The sequence below is a fragment of the Modestobacter sp. VKM Ac-2979 genome (assembly GCF_026967995.1).
GTDB lineage: Bacteria > Actinomycetota > Actinomycetes > Mycobacteriales > Geodermatophilaceae > Modestobacter.
The window spans coordinates 430953-446804 of sequence record NZ_JAPVBO010000005.1 but is presented as its reverse complement, the minus strand read 5'-3'; the positions used below and the strand labels follow the sequence as shown (position 1 = coordinate 446804).

The following is a 15852-nucleotide window of genomic DNA, read 5'->3' as shown; positions in this document are numbered from 1 at the left end:
CCCGCGTACTGCCTGGTGGTGGGGCGGGTGGGGCCCGAACCCACGACCCAGGGATTGTGAGACCGGTCGACCGGGTGTCGGCGGTGGTCGATCGTGACCGATCCCGAACGTTCTAGCAGGTCAGAGCGTTGTCCTAGTTCGCTGCCGGTCGCGGCTGAGCGGGGGTGTCCTGCGCGATCGTGCCCACCAGGTGCCCACCTGTCGTACCCATCCGCCAGCCTGCCTCGTATGTCGACAACCCCGACCAGCGCCTCCGGGCGCCGGCACATGGTGCTGACCGTCGCGGAAGCGGCCGAGGAGCTACGCATCTCCGACAAGTCGGTGTACCGGCTGATCTCGGCCGGGGAGCTGCAGACCTGCGATGTCGGGACCGGCAGGGAACGAGCGCGCACCCGTGTCACTCGGGAGGCACTCGAGGACTTCATCGCCTCACGCACAAGCGATCGGCCTCGGAGGAAGTCATGATCCGCCCGACCCGCGAGGAGTGCATCGCCGCCGCCGGTGCCGCATGGGCCGCCGGTTGCGCCGCAGAGGACGCGATGACCCCGCGCCAGCTAGCCGAGGCCGCGTGCCGCCCCGGTGGCCCACCCGTGGACGAGCTGGAACGCCTCATCACTGCACAGCGCGAATCCGGGCACGCGGCCACTGAGCCGCCCACAGACACGTCTCCGCCGACTGGCTGAGATGAGGCGGGCCCGCCGGCAGTTGGCGCTGACGACGGGCCCTAGATCCACAACCACTGGAGGTTGAGGACCATGACGAAGAACGCTATCGGCACCGACCGAAAGACTCTTCAGCCGAAGACCGACATGTGCCCCACGTGGTGCGTCAAGCACGACGGGTACGACCAGGGCACCCCGGACGAGGGGCTCATCCACTACGGCCAGGAGCGCAAGGCCGCGGGGTACCACGTGCGCCTGCGCCGAGATGACCTCGTCCGCGTCCGTCGCCCTGGGCGGGCCCGTGTGTGGCTGCAGGACGAGGAGCTCACCCGGCAGCAGGCTGCCGGGCTGGCCACGCTCCTGGCCACGGCTGCCACAGACCTGGCTGGCTGAGCTCGACTGACGTGCTGCACCCCCTGCCGACCATGCCCCGGCAGGGGGCGCAGAGCGGTCTTGTCGGCAGGGTCGCGTAGAAGTCTGGGGGTGCCATCCGACCTAGATGCGGCGACCTTCGTTCTCGCCCTGCTGGCGTTCCTGATGTCGGGTACCGCTCTGGCCTGGCAAGCGGTGACGTTCTTCCTCTCGGGGAGTCGGCTCGAATGCGAGCTACTCATGGGCGCAGCCAATCCGTTCACTCGCCAGTACATGACCCAGCCAGCTGGGAAGTGGGAGGGCTTGACGCAGGGCATCACTGGTCAGGGATTCAGTCAGGAGCGCGTCTTCATCGTCGCCCGCAACAAGGGTCGACTCCCCATGTCGGTGGATGGCTATCGCCTGGTTACCAACACGGGACAGTCGTTCGGACAGACAACTACCGAGCCGTGGGAGGACAAGGTCCCTAAGCGACTGGAACCTGGCGAGTCGGCCATGTGGAGCTTCCCGGCGGACCTGATGACGGATGGAGTTGCGCTGATCGAAAGTCAGCCGCACATCGCCAAGACTGCTAAGGGCGGTGTGATAGAGGTGCGTGGCGAAGTGGAGAGTGGCACCGGCAAGAAGGCCCAGTCCAAGGAAGCGCGCAGGTTCTCCGTCTCCACAGAGAGCGACTAGCTGGCTTCTATCCCCCAGAGCACTGTCTGAGTGCGCCAGCCGCTCTCCGCCGCACTCCGTGCTTGTCGAGGATGTTGCGGACCGCAGAGAACGACCGGTCGGTGAGCTCGGCGATCTCCCGCAGCGACCGGCCGCCGGCGTACCGCTCGAGCACGAACGCCTCGACCCGCGTCGGCATGCTGCGGATGACGCGTACGTTCCTGGTCAGCCAGTGGTTGTTCAAGCAGACGGGCCCACGGTGAGGCTCCATCGGCTGAGCCTGGCCGGTGGGGCCGGCCGTGCTGCCGCGTCGCCGCCGCAGATGTGGCGGTAGCGTGGAGCGGTCTTGGGATCGCATCCCAACGGCCTTGGTGCGTCAGACAACGGCGCATCCCAGCTGGACACCTAAGGGTGTTGATGCCGCGGGGACTTGCCCCCCGGTGACCACCGGAAGTGACCACTGTGCCCAGCACCGGCAACTCGTTGCCTTCAGACACCGACTCCGCTGTCGATCGGATCAGTTCGTTGCTCCTCAGCGAGCACTCGATGGACACGCTGTTGCAGGCGGTCGTCGACGAGACGAAGACGACCCTGCCCCGGTACGTGGACGCCTCGATCTCTGTCCTGATCGGCAGCCGGCCGGCGACCGCCGTCTACACCGGGCAGATCGCCCTGGACCTCGACGAGACCCAGTACGAGCGTGGCCACGGCCCGTGCCTGCACGCCGCGACTACCGGTGAGCTGGTCGAGATCGCCGACGCCCGGACCGAAACCCGGTGGCCCGACTACATGGTCCGGGCGGTCGAACGGGGCAGCCTCAGCTCTCTGTCCGTGCCGATGCCACTGGAGGGCCTGAAGGGGGGACTGAACATCTACGCCACCGAGGCGCAGGTGTTCGATGAGAGTGTCCGGACGGCCGCCACCAAGTTCGCCCGCGCCGCGTCTGTTGCGGTCAACAACATGCACGCGTACCAGAGTGCTCGCGACGTCGCGGACAACCTGGAGGTGGCGCTGCAGTCCCGGGCGGTCATCGACCAGGCCAAGGGCATCCTCATGGAACGGCACAAGTTCACCGCAGACCAGGCCTTCCAGTTCCTCGCCCACACCTCGCAGGGGCTCAACCGGAAGCTGCGCGACGTTGCTGAGCACCTCGTCCAGACCGGTGAGGTCCTGCAGCCGCGACGCCGCAACTGACCGCCTCGGTGAGCGTTAGCTAGCACCCCTTCTGGGCCAGGGGGGTTTCGCCTGCCCCCGGGCAGGCAGGCGTCACGGAATCTAGCGCTCTCGCTACGACTAGTCCCGCATGTCGTCTTCATCCGGCATCGGCACGTTGGCCATCAGCCGCAGCTTTAGCTTGAATGTTCACCAAGGCCGACGGGGCTGCCCTGGTGCCCGACAGTGTGTCTCAAGGGTTCGACCGACTGGTGATCCGCACCGGGCTGCCGCCGGTCCGCCTGCACGACCTCCGTCACCTGGCGGCGTCCCTGACCTACCGGGCGACTCGGGACCTGAAGCTCACCAGCCAGTTGTTCGGCCACGCGTCTACGGGGATCACTGAGCAGGTCTACACGTCGGTATTCGAGGACGTGGAGCGCGAGGCCGCGGAGCAGTCCGCAGCGCTCGTGCCGCGTGCCCACCGGCGCTCGGTGGACTCGCGTGTGCCCACGGTGTGCCCACCAGGGTCCACCGAGGGCCGGGAGGCCGGGGGAGTGGTGGACAAAACCGCAGGTCAGCCTGGGTGGGGCGGGTGGGGCTCGAACCCACGACCCAGGGATTATGAGTCCCATGCTCTGACCGGCTGAGCTACCGCCCCAGGGCCTTCACGCTAGCGGTCGCCCTCAGTCGCTCGGCACGGTGCTGCCCAGCACGCGCCCGTCGGCGTCCAGCGCCTCGACGGCCAGGTACGCCGGGTCGCCGTCCACCGGCAGCCGGGTCTCGAACCCGGACCGGGCGACCGGCTCCCCGGCCTCGGCTGCCACCTCGTCCTCCCCGGCGACCAGTCGCCAGGAGGCGACCTCGGTCGCACCGTTCCAGCTGACGTACACGGCGCCGTCCTCCAGTACCGCGTCCGGCGGGTCCGCCGGCGTCGCGCTCCACTCGGCTCGGTACGCGCGGTAGTTGTCGCCGCTGCCCAGCGCGGCGTCCCAGAGCAGCGTGCCGTCGGCGGCGAACTCCGAGTAGTACGGCCGCGACCCCCACCCGATGAACACGTTGCCGTTCGGCAGCACCTCCAGGCTGCCCTGGCTGCCGGCCAACCGGTCGGGGTCGGGCGGCAGGTACTCGGTCACCAGCGTCGCGGTCCGGGCCTGCTCGTCCACGTCGAGCCGGAGACCCCGCGAGGTGGGGCCGATGTCCGGCTCGGACTGGTTGTCGAACAGCGTCAGCGTGCCGTCGGTCTGCCGCTCCGCGTCGTGCTGCCAGGCGAACTCGACCCCGTCACCGAGCTCGAAGTCGCTCTCCTCGCCGCCCAGGGTCCACAGCACCTCGCCGGACTCCCGGTCGACGTCGTAGACCCCCCAGGTGTTCCGCGCCGAGATGAGCAGCGACCCGTCCGCGTCCTCGGCGACCGAGTTGACGTGGAAGTAGTCGAACGGCTGGTCCTCGGTGCCGCCGTCGTCGGAGAACTCGCTCTTGGTCGCCTCCAGCGGCACGTGGTCCAGCGACCGCCAGGAGAACAGCACCTCACCGGTGTCGACGTCGACCTCTTGGACGACGTTGTCCCACACCCAGCCGTCCTCGGGGCCGCCGACCGGGGTGAGGTCGATTTGCTCCTTGACGTAGGCGGCGATCAGCGCGGTGCCGTCGGAGGTGAGCCGCCCCTCGTGGATGTCGGCCTGCCCCGGCTCGACCTCGCCGCCGGTGGTGATCGTGGCGATCTCCCGGTAGGAGTCGTCGACGACGACGAACTCCCCGAGCCCCATCCCGACCACCGGGCTGGTGCCCTGCCACCAGGTCAGCACCGGTTCGCCGTCGAGCTCCTGCACCCGGACGTCGTAGCTGCGGCTCTCGGTCGGGTGGATCCAGATCGGCTCGCCCGTCTCGTCGACGATCAGCACGCCGTTGAGCGGCGCGCCGTCGCTCTTCGGTCCGAGCAGGACGACCGACCCGTCCGCCTCGGGTGCGGCGGCCGCCGGGGTGATCTCGATGTCGGGGGCGGTCAGGTCGGGGCGGCTGACGTACGCCGGCACCGCGGGCCCGACCGTGGCCTCGGCCTCTTCCTCCGCCGCGCCGCCGTCCGTGCCGCAGCCGGCGACGAGCGCCAGTGATGAGATGCTGGCGCACAGCGCGAGGGGCACGGACCGGGTTCGCGGCATGCGGGGATCCTCGCAGGGGCCGGAGATCCGCGCAGGCGCCGTCGACACCATGGACAATTTCTGCCCAGAATGTCCACGTGTCGCGCCGATCGACCCCCTGACCTGCTGGATCATCCGCCTCGTTGGACCACTCCAGTCCCAGACGTCTCATCTGCGCCGCTCCGCACTGGCGCAGCAAGGTCACGATCAGGCAAACTGTCGACCGGTTGCTCCGGGAGCCGCCGAGGTACGAATGCAGTCATCGCGCGACAGGTCCGTTGGGGAAGACGAACCAGTCGAGTCGATGGAGGTGCGCCGTGCAGCGACGGTCAACCCAGGGTGTCGTCTTCGTGCACGCGTGCCCGAAGGCGCTCTGCCAGCACGTCGGATGGGCGCTCGAGAGCGTTCTGGGCGCGCCGGTGTCTTTGTCATGGGCTGACCAGCCCGTGGCGCACGGGGCCTACCGTGCCGAGATCGCCTGGACAGGCGCGCCCGGCACGGGGGCCAAGCTCGTCGCCGCCCTCAAGCAGTGGCCGATGCTGCGCTTCGAGGTCACCGAAGAGGCCAGCCACGGCAACGACGGCGAGCGCATGTCCTACGTGCCCGGGCACGGCGTGCACCGGTCGCCGGTCAGCGCCAACGGTGACCTGGTCATCAGCGAGCAGCAGCTGCGGCACCTGGCCGCGACCGCCACCTCGGTGGAGGCCTTCCGGCACGGCGTCGACGCCCTGCTCGGTTCAGCGTGGGACGCCGACCTGGAGGCCTACCGGTACGCCGGCGACGCCACCCCGGCCACCTGGCTGCACCAGGTCGTCTGAAAAGGGGCCCCGCTGCCCCCCACGCCTCGCATGCTCGGCGCGGGCCCCTGCAGCGGGGCCGAGCCGCACTCGCGGTACCGCCGCCGTCCTCACGCTGCAGAGGAGGGTCGGCGACTGCGCGGTGAGGCCGGCGGTCGGCCCGCACATGCACAACGGCCCGGCACCCTCCACGGAGGGTGCCGGGCCGTCGTGCGTCAGGCCCCGTCCGGAGGCTCGCCCCGAGCGCGCGAGGGGTGAGTGGGACGGGGTCCTTCGTCAGAGCGGGATGTTGCCGTGCGCTCCCCGGCCGGAGGGCGCCTCCGCCAGCGCGGCGACCAGCCGGCGCTTGGTCTGCGTCGGCTCCACGACCTCGTCGACGACGCCGATCTCCCGGGCGCGGTTGACCCCGCCGGCGATCCGCTCGTGCTCGGCGGCCAGCTGGGCGTGCAGCGCCTCCCGCTCCCCGGGCGGGGCGGCGGCGAGCTTCTTGCGGTGCAGGATGCCGACGGCGGCCTTCGCGCCCATCACGGCGACCTCGGCGCCCGGCCAGGCGAACACGGCGGTGGCGCCCAGCGAGCGGGCGTTCATGGCGATGTAGGCGCCGCCGTAGGACTTGCGGGTCACCAGCGTCACCCGCGGCACGACGGCCTCGGCGAAGGCGTGCAGCAGCTTGGCGCCTCGGCGCACCACGCCGTCCCACTCCTGGCCGACGCCGGGCAGGTAGCCGGGGACGTCGACCAGCACGACCAGCGGCACCCCGAAGGCGTCGCACATCCGCACGAACCGGGCCGCCTTCTCCGCCGACGCGGAGTCCAGGCAGCCACCCAGCCGCAGCGGGTTGTTGGCGATCACGCCCACCGTCCGGCCGGCCAGCCGGCCCAACGTCGTCACCACGTTGGGCGCGAAGCGCGGGTGCAGCTCCAGCCCGGGGGAGTCCAGCAGCGAGGCGACCAGCGGCTTGACGTCGTAGGCCCGGTTGCGCTGCTCGGGGAGGAGGGTCATCAGGTCGACGGCGGGCTCCTCGGCGGCCGGGGCGAAGGTGCCCTGGGCGGCGAGCAGGTCGACGGCCTGGCGCGCGGTCTCCAGCGCCTCGGCCTCGGTGTCGGTGACCACGTGCACGACACCGGAGCGCCGGCCGTGGGTGTCCGGGCCGCCGAGCTGCTCCTGGTCGACGACCTCACCGGTGACCGAGCGGACGACGTCCGGGCCGGTCACGAAGACCCGCCCGGCCGGGCCCATGATCACCAGGTCGGTCAGCGCCGGCCCGTAGGCTGCCCCACCCGCGGCCGGGCCGAGGACGACGGAGACCTGCGGCACCCGCCCCGAGGCGCGCACCATCGCGGCGAACACCTCACCGACCGCGTGCAGGGCGGTGACGCCCTCGGCCAGCCGCGCCCCACCCGAGTGCCAGATCCCGACGACCGGCACCCGCTCCCGCAGGGCGGTGTCGATCGCGTCGACGATGTGCCGGCAGCCGTCCAGCCCCATGGCACCGCCCATGATCGTGGCGTCGGTGCAGTAGGCCACGGCGGGGGAGCCGGCCACCGTGCCCCGGGCGGCGAGCGCCCCCGAGGTGTCCCGGGCCGACAGCAACTGCATCGAGCCGGGGTCGAAGAACCGGGCGAGCCGGTCCTCGGGGTCCCGCGGGTCGACGGTGGGAGTGGTCGGCGGTGCGGCGGAGACGGTGGTCATGAGCAACTCCTCGAAGCGCGGGTCGGGAGGGTGCGGCCGCGCTGCAGGGTCCCGCTGCGAGGTCGCGCCTGGTGGAGGGCAGCGGGGTCCTGCGTCACGCCGTCGTGAAGACCAGGGCCATGTTGTGGCCGCCGAAGCCGAACGAGTCGTTCAGCGCGGCGGAGAACGTCGCCTTCCGCGGTTCGCGGCGGACGATGTCGAGGGCCTGGACGGCGGCGTTGTCGTCGGGGTCGTCGAGGTTGGCGGTCGCCGGCACGATCTGCTCGCGCAGCGCCAGGATCGAGAACACCGACTCCAGCGCACCGGCCGCGCCGAGCAGGTGCCCGGTCTGGCTCTTGGTGGCGGTGACCAGCGTGTGGTCACCGATGGCGTCGTGGATCGCGGAGGCCTCGGCGGTGTCGCCGATCGGGGTGGAGGTGGCGTGGGCGTTGACGTGGCCGATGTCGGCCGGGGTCAGCCCGGCGTCCCGGATGGCGGCGGCGATCGCCCGCCCGGCACCCTCACCCTCGGGGTGCGGGGCGACGAGGTCGTAGCCGTCGGCGGTGCCGCCGGCACCGGCCAGCCGGGCGTGGATCCTGGCGCCGCGCGCCTTGGCCGCGTCGGCGCGCTCGAGGACGAGGGCGGCAGCGCCCTCGCCGAGCACGAACCCGTCCCGGCCCTTGTCGAACGGCCGGGAGGCACGCTCGGGCTCGTGGTTGCGGGTGCTCATCGCGCGCATGGCGGAGAAGCCGGCCATCGGCAGCGGGTGCACGCAGGCCTCGGTGCCGCCGACGACGACCATGTCGGCGCGGCCCAGGCGGAGCAGGTCCAGCCCCCAGCGGATGGCCTCGGCGCCGGATGCGCAGGCGCTGACCGGGGCGTGCACCCCGGCCTTGGCGCCGACCGCGAGCCCGACCGCAGCGGCGGGGCCGTTGGGCATGAGCATCGGGATGGTGAAGGGGGAGACCCGCTTGGGGCCCTTGGCCTCGAGGATGTCGTCCTGGTCGAGCAGGGTGACCGCGCCGCCGATGCCGGTGCCGAAGACGACGGCGATCCGTTCGGGTGCGACGCCGGAGTCGGCGCCGGCAGCGTCGCGCCAGGCCTCCTCGGCGGCGATCACGGCGACCTGCTGGCTGCGGTCCAGTCGCCGGATCCGCACCCGGTCCAGCACCTCGGCAGGCTCGGTGGACAGCCGGGCGACGAGCTGGGCCGAGAAGTCCTTGGCCCAGTCGTCGGTGATCCGGCTGACCCCGGACCGGCCGGCCAGCAGCGCCTCCCAGGTGGAGGCCACGTCGCCACCGAGGGGCGTGGTGGCGCCGAGCCCGGTGACGACGACGTCAGCGGTGGGGGTGCTCATGGACGTTCCTCCTGGGAGTAGCTGGGTCTGGCCGGACGGCCGGGTGGTGGAGCTGGTCGGCCACCCTTCAGGCGCCCGCGTGGGGGGAAGGGTGGTCCTTCCTCAGCCCTGGTTCTTCTCGATGAAGGAGATCGCGTCGCCGACGGTCTTGATGTTGGCGAGCTCGTCGTCCGGGATCGCGACGCCGAACTTGTCCTCGACGGCGGTGGCGATCTCCACCATCGACAGCGAGTCGACGTCGAGGTCGTCGGTGAAGGACTTCTCGGGGGTGGCGTCGGCGGGGGCGACCCCGGCCACCTCCTCCAGGATCTCGGCGAGACCGGCCTGGATGTCTGCGGTGCTGGGCACGCGGGGTCCTCTCTCTGGCGTCGGTGGCGGGAGCCCGGAAGGGTCCCCACCTCGTCCGGGACGGGTGTCCCGGGGGTCTGTGGTCGGTCGGGCGGGCGCCTCAGGGGAGGCGCAGCACCTGGCCGGCGAAGGTGAGCCCGGCGCCGTACCCGAGCACCAGGGCCAGGTCGCCGGACTTGGCCTCGCCGGACTCCATCAGCGCGGTGAGCGCCAGCGGGACGGAGGCGGCCGAGGTGTTGCCCGACTGGACGACGTCGCGGGCGATCACGGTGTCCTCGCTGAAGCCGAGCTTCTTGGCCATCGACTCGATGATCCGCAGGTTCGCCTGGTGCGGGGCGAAGACGTCGATGTCGGCGGCGGTGACGCCGGCCTTCTCCATCGCCTCGATCAGCGTCTGGGTCAGCTTCGTGGTGGCCCAGCGGTAGACGGTCTGACCGGCCATCGTCATGGTCGAGCGGCCGGCGGCGATCTCGATGGCGGTGTACTGGTCGCCGTCGCTGCCCCAGGCGACCGGGCCGATGCCGGGCTCGTCGGTCGGGCCCAGGACGGCGGCCCCGGCCCCGTCGGCGAAGATCACCGCGGTGCTGCGGTCGGTCTGGTCGGTGACGTCGCTGAGCCGCTCGACCCCGACCACCAGCACGTTGGTGGCCTCGCCGGTGCGGATCGCGTCGGCGGCCACGCTGAGCGCATAGCAGAACCCGGCGCAGCCGGCGTTGAGGTCGAACGCGCCGGGGCGGGGGATGCCCAGCCGGTGCGCGACCTGCGGGCCGATGCCCGGGATCGGGGCGGTCAGGCTGGCGCTGGCCACGATGACCAGGTCGATCTGGTCCGGCGCCAGCCCGCTCGCCGCCAGCGCCTTGCCGCCGGCGGCGATGGACATGTCGACCAGCGTCTCGTCCTCGGAGGCCCAGCGGCGCTCGGCGATGCCGACGCGGGACTGGATCCACTCGTCGTTGGTGTCCATCACCTGGGCGAGCTCGTCGTTGGTCACCCGGCGGCGGGGGCGGTAGGAGCCCAGGCCGAGGATGCTCGCGCCGGGGGCTCCTTCCCGCAGCTTGATGGTGGTCACGCGGACACCTCCGGGTAGAGACGGGCGATCGGGTCACCGGCGTCGACGAGGTCGCCGTCGTGCACGAGCCACTCGGCGAGGACGCCGTCGTAGCCGGTGGAGACGTTGACCTCCTCGCGCCGGCTCTGCACGGAGCCCAGCGGGCTCCCGGCAGGGAGGCGGGTGCCCTCGGGGACCTCGGCCGGGCGCACGGTGCCCCGGACGGGGGAGACCACGACGCGCCAGTCGGGGGAGTGCTCGGCCTCGGCCCGACCGCGCTCGGCGTCGATCAGCTCGCGGGCGCGGTCCAGGTCGGCGGGGCTGGTCAGCGCCAGCACCTCGATGTCCGAGCCCTTCCACTCGCGCTTGGCCAGGCCAGCCAGTGCGCCGGCGGGCGGCAGCTCCAGCACGGCGGTGACGCCGAGGTCGCGCAGGGTGGCCAGGCAGGCGTCGAAGCGGACCGGGCTGGTGACCTGGCTGACCAGCCGGGAGAGCACCTCGGCGCCGTTGTCGACCGCGGCGCCGTCGGCGTTGGAGAGCAGGAGCCGGCTCGGGTCGGCCGGGCGGAGCCCGCCGATCAGCGCCTCGAGCTCCGCGCGGGCGGAGCCCATGTGGTGGGTGTGAAACGCACCCGCCACCGACAGCGGCATGATCCGCGCCTTGGCCGGCGGGTCGGCCTTGAGGGCGGCCAGGCCGTCGAGCGGGCCGGCGGCGACGATCTGCCCACCGCCGTTGCGGTTGGCCGGCACCAGGCCGTGCTGCTCGAGGGCAGCGAGCACCTCGTCGGGGTCACCACCGAGGACGGCGGACATCCCGGTGGGGGTCTGCGCACAGGAGCGGGCCATGGCCCGGCCGCGGACGGCGGTCAGCGCGATCGCCGCCTCGACGGAGAGGACACCGGCCAGTGCAGCGGCGGTCAGCTCGCCGACGCTGTGCCCGGTGATCACGACGTCCCGCCCGGCGTGCGGGGAGTGCACCACCGGACCGGGCATCCCGCCGAGCTCGCGGGCGATGAACAGGCTCATCGCGACGACCAGCGGCTGGGTGACCGCGGTGTCCTTGATGGCCTCGGCGTCACCGGTGGTGCCGAGCTCCAGGAGGTCGGCGTCGGCGATCGCACCGGCCCAGCGGAAGAAGGACTCGGCGCCGGGGAGCTCGAGCCAGTCGGTGAGCATCCCGGGCTTCTGTGCACCCTGTCCGGGGGCGAGTACGGCCAACACGCGTCCACCGTGCCAGCCCGGCAGCCTCCGCGGGCTGGCATCGCCCACGAAGATCTACAGCCTCTTCTTGGAGGATCCCTCCAAATGAGGGCCCGGCAACCCGACTCCGACGCCGCGTGTCGGGCCGAGAGACCACAACGGGCGGCCGCTCAGTGCCAGAGGGAGCGGCCACCCTCGAGCTGCGCGAGGGCCAGTGCCAGCTGCAGCGTCCAGGCTCCCCGGGGGTCGGTGGCCGAGTAACCGGTGAGCTCGGCAGCCCGCTTGAGCCGGTACCGCACGGTGTTGGTGTGCACGAACAGCGCGCGGGCGGTGGCCTCCAGGTTGCCCCCGTTGCCCAGCACGGTGCGCACGGTCTCCAGCACCTCGGTGCCGGCCGCCTGCAACGGCGCCACCACCCGGTCGGCCAGCGCGGACCGTGCCAGCGGGTCGCCGTCCAGCGCCCGCTCGGGCAGCAGGTCCTCGGCCTCGACCGGCCGGGGCGCGCCGGGCCACGCCGCGGCGGCGCGCAGCCCGGCCAGGGCCACGGTCGCGGACTCCCCGGCGTGGGCCAGCGAGTCGACCCGCGGGCCGAGCACCACCGGGCCGGGCCCGAACTCGCGGCACACCCGGGAGGTGATCTGGGCCAGGTCGGCGGCACCGCCGAGGACGACGACCAGCTCGTCGGCGTGCACCCCGACGAGCACCTCGCAGCCCAGCGACCGGGCCGCCCGGCGGACGGCGGCGCGGGCGTCGTCCTCACCCGGCGGGGCCGAACCGACCAGGACGACGACCGGCTCGGTCTCCGTCCAGCCCAGGGCCGCGGCCCGGCCGGGCAGCTCGTCGGCGCGGTCACCGCGGACCAGGGCGTCGACGACCAGTGCCTCCAGCCGGGCGTCCCAGGCGCCGCGGTTCTCGGCGAAGCTCGCGTAGACGTGGGCCGCGGCGAAGGCGATCTCCCGGCTGAACTGCAGCACGGTCAGCCGCAGCCGGTCGGCGTCGCCGGGCTCGGCCACCTGCTCGACCCGGTCCTCGACCACCTCGACGGTCACCTTGATCAGGTCGACCGAACGCTTCAGCGGCACGGCCTGCATCAGCTCGCGGGGGGCGGCGCCGAAGACCTCTCCGGTCAGCCGCGGCGGCCGGCCGGGGTTGCGGCACCACTCGACCAGTGACGCGATGCCGGCCTGCGCGACCAGGGTGACCCAGGACCGCTGGCTGGCGGGCATCGCCCGGAACCAGGACAGCTCCTCGTCCATCCGGGCCACCGCCTGGGTGGCCAGGGCGCCCGAGGAGCGCTCGAGCCGGCGCAACGTCGCCTCCGAGGGCTGCGTGCGCACCGGACCTGCTCCCATCCCACCAGCGTGTCACGGCGCACCCAGCATCAGGGATCGTGGAGCGGTGCACACCGCTCCTCCGGGTCATCCCGTCCCCGCCGCCCGTCCGGGGGCCCGCCGATGAGCGGGCTGGAGTCCCGGGTGCTGCTGGCCCCCCAGGACGGGTCGCTGGGCCCGCTGCTGCGGATGGCCGACGACCGGCTCGGCGCCGCCACCGGGTACGGGCGGCACGCCCACGCCGACGTCGACGTGGTGGCGGTCGTGCTCGCCGGCTCGCTGCGGCACGCCTGGGGGCGCGAGGCCGTGCTGGGGGCCGGCGACGTCGCCGTCCTGCGCGCGGGCCGGGGGCTGGAGCACGACGAGGTCGCCGGCGTCGGGGGAGCGCACGTCGTCCAGACGTACCTGCGGGCCGCCGACCCCGGGGCGCAGCCGGCGCACGACGTCCTGCTCCGGCCGACCGGGTGGGTCGACCTCGGCCGGCCCGACGCCCGGCTCTGGGTGGGCGAGGCCGGCGCCGAGGTGCCACCCGGGCTGCGGGTGCTCGCCCGCGACGGCCAGGTGACCGTGGAACCGGGGGACGGGCCGGTCGAGGGCCCGGCGACCGTCCTGGTCTGGCAGCTGGACGCCGCCCGGCCGGCCTGGGCCGACTGACCTGGTGCAGGTGCTGAGCCCTGCTACAGACTGGCCGCATGCCTGCCGACGCATCCCTCGCCGCTGACCTGCTCGCCGCCGCCCGCGCCGACGCCGACCGCACCGTGGACCTGCGCCGCCGGCTGCACCGTCAGCCCGAGGTCGGCCTGCAGCTCCCGGCGACCCAGGCGATGGTGCTGGCCGCGCTCGGGGACCTGCCCATCGAGCTGACCACCGGCACCAGCACGACCTCGGTGGTCGGGGTGCTGCGCGGCGGTCGCCCCGGCCCCACGTACCTGCTGCGCGGGGACATGGACGCGCTCCCGCTGACCGAGTCCACCGGCCTGCCGTTCGCCTCCGAGGTGCCCGGGGCGATGCACGCCTGCGGTCACGACACCCACGTGGCGATGCTGGCCGGCGCCGCGCGGCTGCTCGCCGAGCGGCGGGACAGCCTGGCCGGGCAGGTGGTGTTCATGTTCCAGCCGGGCGAGGAGGGCCACCACGGCGCCCGTTTCATGCTGGAGGAGGGGCTGCTCGGCGTCGTCCCCGATGCCCCGGTCAGCGGCGCGTTCGCGCTGCACATCTCCACGGTGTTCCCGACCGGCACGATCAACGTGCGGGCCGGCGCCATGATGGCCTCGGCCGACCAGTTCCGGATCACCGTGCACGGTCGCGGCGGGCACGCCTCCACCCCGCACCTGGCCGCCGACCCGGTGCCGGTCGCCGCCGAGATCGTGCTGGCGCTGCAGGCGATGGTCACCCGCCGGGTCGACGTCTTCGACCCGGCCGTGGTCACCGTCGGGCACCTGGAGGCGGGCACCAAGGACAACATCATCCCGCCGTTCGCGGTCATGGACGGCACGATCCGCACCCTCTCGCCGGAGCGGCGGGCCGACGTCCTGGCCTCGGTGCAGCGGGTCGCCGAGCACGTCGCCGCCGCCCACGACCTGCGCGCGGAGTTCGTCCGGGTCGAGGGCTACCCGGTGACCGTCAACGACGCCGAGGTGGCCGCCCAGGTGACCGCGGTGGCCGCGCAGCTGCTGGGCGAGCAGGCCAGTGCCGTCATGGCGGCGCCGCTGATGGGCGCCGAGGACTTCTCCTACGTGCTGGAGCAGGTGCCCGGCGCGATGGCCTTCCTGGGCGCCTGCCCGCCGGACCTCGACCCGGCGACCGCACCGGGCAACCACTCCGACCTGGTCGTCTTCGACGAGGACGCCCTCCCGGCCGGGGTGGCCATGTACGCCCTGATGGCGGCCCGGGCCCTCGCCGGCTGACCGGTCACCTCGGGCCCAGCAGTGATCAGGTCACCTGATCACCGGCTGTCCCCCCGCACCAACGTTGCCGCGGGGGGACAGTTGCTGGTGCGGGCGGAGGGACGGGTCAGCTCGCGGCGGTCCGGGGCGCCGTCCGCAGTCCCTCGTGCCAAGGCGCCGTCCGGTACCGCGGTGGTGATGTCCGCCCGCGGTCCAGCAGCACCCCCAGCCTGGCGAGCTTCCCGTCCCCGCGGTCCAGCAGGTCCTCCGGCGCGATCCGCACCCCGTGCAGGTCGAGGTCGAGCAGCGCGTCCTGGCGCCGCTTCTCGTCCCACATCACCTCGGCCGGCGTGCGACCCCGCCACGGGTCCGTGTACTTGACCATGCCGTCGCACTCGACGAAGACGCCGTGGTCGGGCCAGTACATGTCCAGGACGGCGACCAGGCGGGAACCGACGAGGACGGCGCACTGCAGCAACGGCTCGGGCAGGCCGGCGCCGAGCAGGGCCAGCCGGGTCCGGGTCTCGTGCGGTGAGTGCGCGCCCACGCGCGCCAGCGAGACCGCCCGCGCGGCGTTGCCGCAGCCGACCCAGTGGGTCTGGGCGAGCGCGGCACCCCTCAGCGCCGCCAGGGAGGTCCGGCCATCGGCGAGCGCGTCGTCGGCGGCGACCACGGCATCGAGCAGCGCCCACTCCCGGCCGACGTCGGCGAGGGTGCGGGTGACCGTGGTGACCGGCAGCCCCTCGTGGACGACGACGTCCTCGGGTGGCAGGGCCCCGTCGCTGATCCGGTAGCCCCGGCCGACGCGGAACTGTGCGGGATCGGTCAGCCGGACCTCGGTGCCGGCGACTCGAGGGACGACGAGGCGGTGCAGCCGGGCGGCCGAGGTGTGGCTGACCGCGACGGTGGCGTGATCGAGACGGCGGAGAACGGCGGCGCACTCGAGCCGGTGAGTGCGCCCTTCGGCCTCGTGTCGGCGCCAGGCCTCGCCGGTCGTGTAGACGCCGTACCGCACCCGCCGCCAGACCCCGGACCGGACGAGGGGGCCGATGGCGTTGCGGTCGAGGCCGGTGGCCAGCGCATCAGCGGTGCTGAAGACGCCGGCCTGGCGGGCCATGGCGTCGGCCAGGAGAGGATCCACGGCGGCACCGTCTCAACTCCGGAGACGCGGTGGACCGGGCGATGCGCATCTGTGGACCTGACCCGTCGGTGTGGAGGTCCGGCCGCGTGC

At 72.9% G+C, this 15852-nt stretch carries 16 protein-coding genes, 1 tRNA gene and 1 pseudogene; 8 read left to right on the top strand and 10 right to left on the bottom strand.

What is annotated here, in order from left to right; all coding sequences use genetic code 11:
* The first annotated feature begins 228 nt into the window (after window positions 1-228).
* The 3 genes from O2W15_RS24085 (at window position 229) to O2W15_RS16930 (ending at window position 1712) form a co-directional block, all read left to right on the top strand.
* On the top strand, window positions 229-465 hold the full coding sequence (locus O2W15_RS24085) for a helix-turn-helix domain-containing protein (RefSeq protein WP_442929950.1): 237 nt from the start codon (window positions 229-231) through the stop codon (window positions 463-465).
* Window positions 466-755: 290 nt separating this feature from the next.
* On the top strand, window positions 756-1055 hold the full coding sequence (locus O2W15_RS16935; RefSeq protein WP_269180215.1) for a hypothetical protein: 300 nt from the start codon (window positions 756-758) through the stop codon (window positions 1053-1055).
* A 90-nt stretch (window positions 1056-1145) separates the two neighbouring features.
* The gene (locus O2W15_RS16930; protein WP_269180214.1) at window positions 1146-1712 is read left to right on the top strand and encodes a hypothetical protein; all 567 of its coding nucleotides are present in this window, start codon (window positions 1146-1148) and stop codon (window positions 1710-1712) included.
* A gap of 7 nt (window positions 1713-1719) precedes the next feature.
* Here the strand turns inward: O2W15_RS16930 and O2W15_RS24080 are convergent, their stop codons facing one another.
* The gene (locus O2W15_RS24080; protein WP_442929949.1) at window positions 1720-1890 is read right to left on the bottom strand and encodes a helix-turn-helix domain-containing protein; all 171 of its coding nucleotides are present in this window, start codon (window positions 1888-1890) and stop codon (window positions 1720-1722) included.
* A 347-nt stretch (window positions 1891-2237) separates the two neighbouring features.
* On the opposite strand from O2W15_RS24080, the gene O2W15_RS16920 reads away from it, so the two are divergent.
* Window positions 2238-2885: a GAF and ANTAR domain-containing protein gene (locus tag O2W15_RS16920; RefSeq protein WP_269180212.1), complete on the top strand. Its 648-nt coding sequence runs from the start codon at window positions 2238-2240 to the stop codon at window positions 2883-2885.
* Between the two features lie 164 nt (window positions 2886-3049).
* Window positions 3050-3259: pseudogene (locus O2W15_RS24075) on the top strand (tyrosine-type recombinase/integrase); the annotation flags it as partial.
* Between the two features lie 171 nt (window positions 3260-3430).
* Here the strand turns inward: O2W15_RS24075 and O2W15_RS16915 are convergent.
* Together O2W15_RS16915 and O2W15_RS16910 are read right to left on the bottom strand one after the other, a co-directional pair.
* Window positions 3431-3504, bottom strand: a tRNA-Ile gene (locus tag O2W15_RS16915).
* A gap of 25 nt (window positions 3505-3529) precedes the next feature.
* Window positions 3530-5005, bottom strand: coding sequence for an arylsulfotransferase family protein (locus O2W15_RS16910; protein WP_269180211.1), 1476 nt, complete (start codon window positions 5003-5005; stop codon window positions 3530-3532).
* Window positions 5006-5301: 296 nt separating this feature from the next.
* On the opposite strand from O2W15_RS16910, the gene O2W15_RS16905 reads away from it, so the two are divergent.
* Window positions 5302-5802: a DUF3145 domain-containing protein gene (locus tag O2W15_RS16905; RefSeq protein ID WP_331253877.1), complete on the top strand. Its 501-nt coding sequence runs from the start codon at window positions 5302-5304 to the stop codon at window positions 5800-5802.
* Between the two features lie 255 nt (window positions 5803-6057).
* Here O2W15_RS16905 and O2W15_RS16900 read toward each other — a convergent pair whose 3' ends face one another.
* The 6 genes from O2W15_RS16900 to O2W15_RS16875 all read right to left on the bottom strand — a co-directional run bounded on the left by O2W15_RS16900 (window position 6058) and on the right by O2W15_RS16875 (window position 12741).
* Entirely contained in the window at window positions 6058-7473 is a 1416-nt protein-coding gene (locus O2W15_RS16900) for an acyl-CoA carboxylase subunit beta (RefSeq protein ID WP_269162043.1), read from the bottom strand.
* Window positions 7474-7567: 94 nt separating this feature from the next.
* On the bottom strand, window positions 7568-8809 hold the full coding sequence (locus O2W15_RS16895) for a beta-ketoacyl-[acyl-carrier-protein] synthase family protein (RefSeq protein ID WP_269180210.1): 1242 nt from the start codon (window positions 8807-8809) through the stop codon (window positions 7568-7570).
* 102 nt (window positions 8810-8911) lie between these two features.
* Window positions 8912-9157, bottom strand: a complete 246-nt coding sequence (locus O2W15_RS16890; protein ID WP_166757665.1) for an acyl carrier protein — start codon at window positions 9155-9157, stop codon at window positions 8912-8914.
* Between the two features lie 100 nt (window positions 9158-9257).
* On the bottom strand, window positions 9258-10226 hold the full coding sequence (locus O2W15_RS16885; protein ID WP_269162045.1) for a beta-ketoacyl-ACP synthase III: 969 nt from the start codon (window positions 10224-10226) through the stop codon (window positions 9258-9260).
* Window positions 10223-11425, bottom strand: a complete 1203-nt coding sequence (locus O2W15_RS16880) for an acyltransferase domain-containing protein (protein WP_269180209.1) — start codon at window positions 11423-11425, stop codon at window positions 10223-10225. The genes O2W15_RS16885 and O2W15_RS16880 overlap by 4 nt, the downstream gene beginning before the upstream one ends.
* Before the next feature lie 149 nt (window positions 11426-11574).
* Entirely contained in the window at window positions 11575-12741 is a 1167-nt protein-coding gene (locus O2W15_RS16875; protein ID WP_269162047.1) for a PucR family transcriptional regulator, read from the bottom strand.
* A 117-nt stretch (window positions 12742-12858) separates the two neighbouring features.
* Here O2W15_RS16875 and O2W15_RS16870 point away from each other — a divergent pair, with 117 nt between their 5' ends.
* Together O2W15_RS16870 and O2W15_RS16865 are read left to right on the top strand one after the other, a co-directional pair.
* Window positions 12859-13389 (top strand): pirin family protein, encoded by a 531-nt coding sequence (locus tag O2W15_RS16870; protein ID WP_269180208.1) that lies wholly within the window; start codon window positions 12859-12861, stop codon window positions 13387-13389.
* Between the two features lie 38 nt (window positions 13390-13427).
* Window positions 13428-14642: a M20 metallopeptidase family protein gene (locus tag O2W15_RS16865; RefSeq protein ID WP_269180207.1), complete on the top strand. Its 1215-nt coding sequence runs from the start codon at window positions 13428-13430 to the stop codon at window positions 14640-14642.
* Window positions 14643-14748: 106 nt separating this feature from the next.
* Here the strand turns inward: O2W15_RS16865 and O2W15_RS16860 are convergent, their stop codons facing one another.
* A complete protein-coding gene (locus O2W15_RS16860) occupies window positions 14749-15762 on the bottom strand; it encodes a type IV toxin-antitoxin system AbiEi family antitoxin domain-containing protein (protein WP_269180206.1) in 1014 nt (337 codons plus the stop codon).
* Window positions 15763-15852: the final 90 nt, after the last annotated feature.

Coding starts and splice junctions, on each gene's coding strand:
- O2W15_RS16870 (WP_269180208.1), top strand. CDS start 12,859: ATGAGCGGGCTGGAGTCCCGGGTGCTGCTGGCCCCCCAGGACGGGTCG.
- O2W15_RS16865 (WP_269180207.1), top strand. CDS start 13,428: ATGCCTGCCGACGCATCCCTCGCCGCTGACCTGCTCGCCGCCGCCCGC.
- O2W15_RS16895 (WP_269180210.1), bottom strand. CDS start 8,809: ATGAGCACCCCCACCGCTGACGTCGTCGTCACCGGGCTCGGCGCCACC.
- O2W15_RS16910 (WP_269180211.1), bottom strand. CDS start 5,005: ATGCCGCGAACCCGGTCCGTGCCCCTCGCGCTGTGCGCCAGCATCTCA.
- O2W15_RS16920 (WP_269180212.1), top strand. CDS start 2,238: ATGGACACGCTGTTGCAGGCGGTCGTCGACGAGACGAAGACGACCCTG.
- O2W15_RS16900 (WP_269162043.1), bottom strand. CDS start 7,473: ATGACCACCGTCTCCGCCGCACCGCCGACCACTCCCACCGTCGACCCG.
- O2W15_RS24080 (WP_442929949.1), bottom strand. CDS start 1,890: ATGCCGACGCGGGTCGAGGCGTTCGTGCTCGAGCGGTACGCCGGCGGC.
- O2W15_RS24085 (WP_442929950.1), top strand. CDS start 229: ATGTCGACAACCCCGACCAGCGCCTCCGGGCGCCGGCACATGGTGCTG.
- O2W15_RS16935 (WP_269180215.1), top strand. CDS start 756: ATGACGAAGAACGCTATCGGCACCGACCGAAAGACTCTTCAGCCGAAG.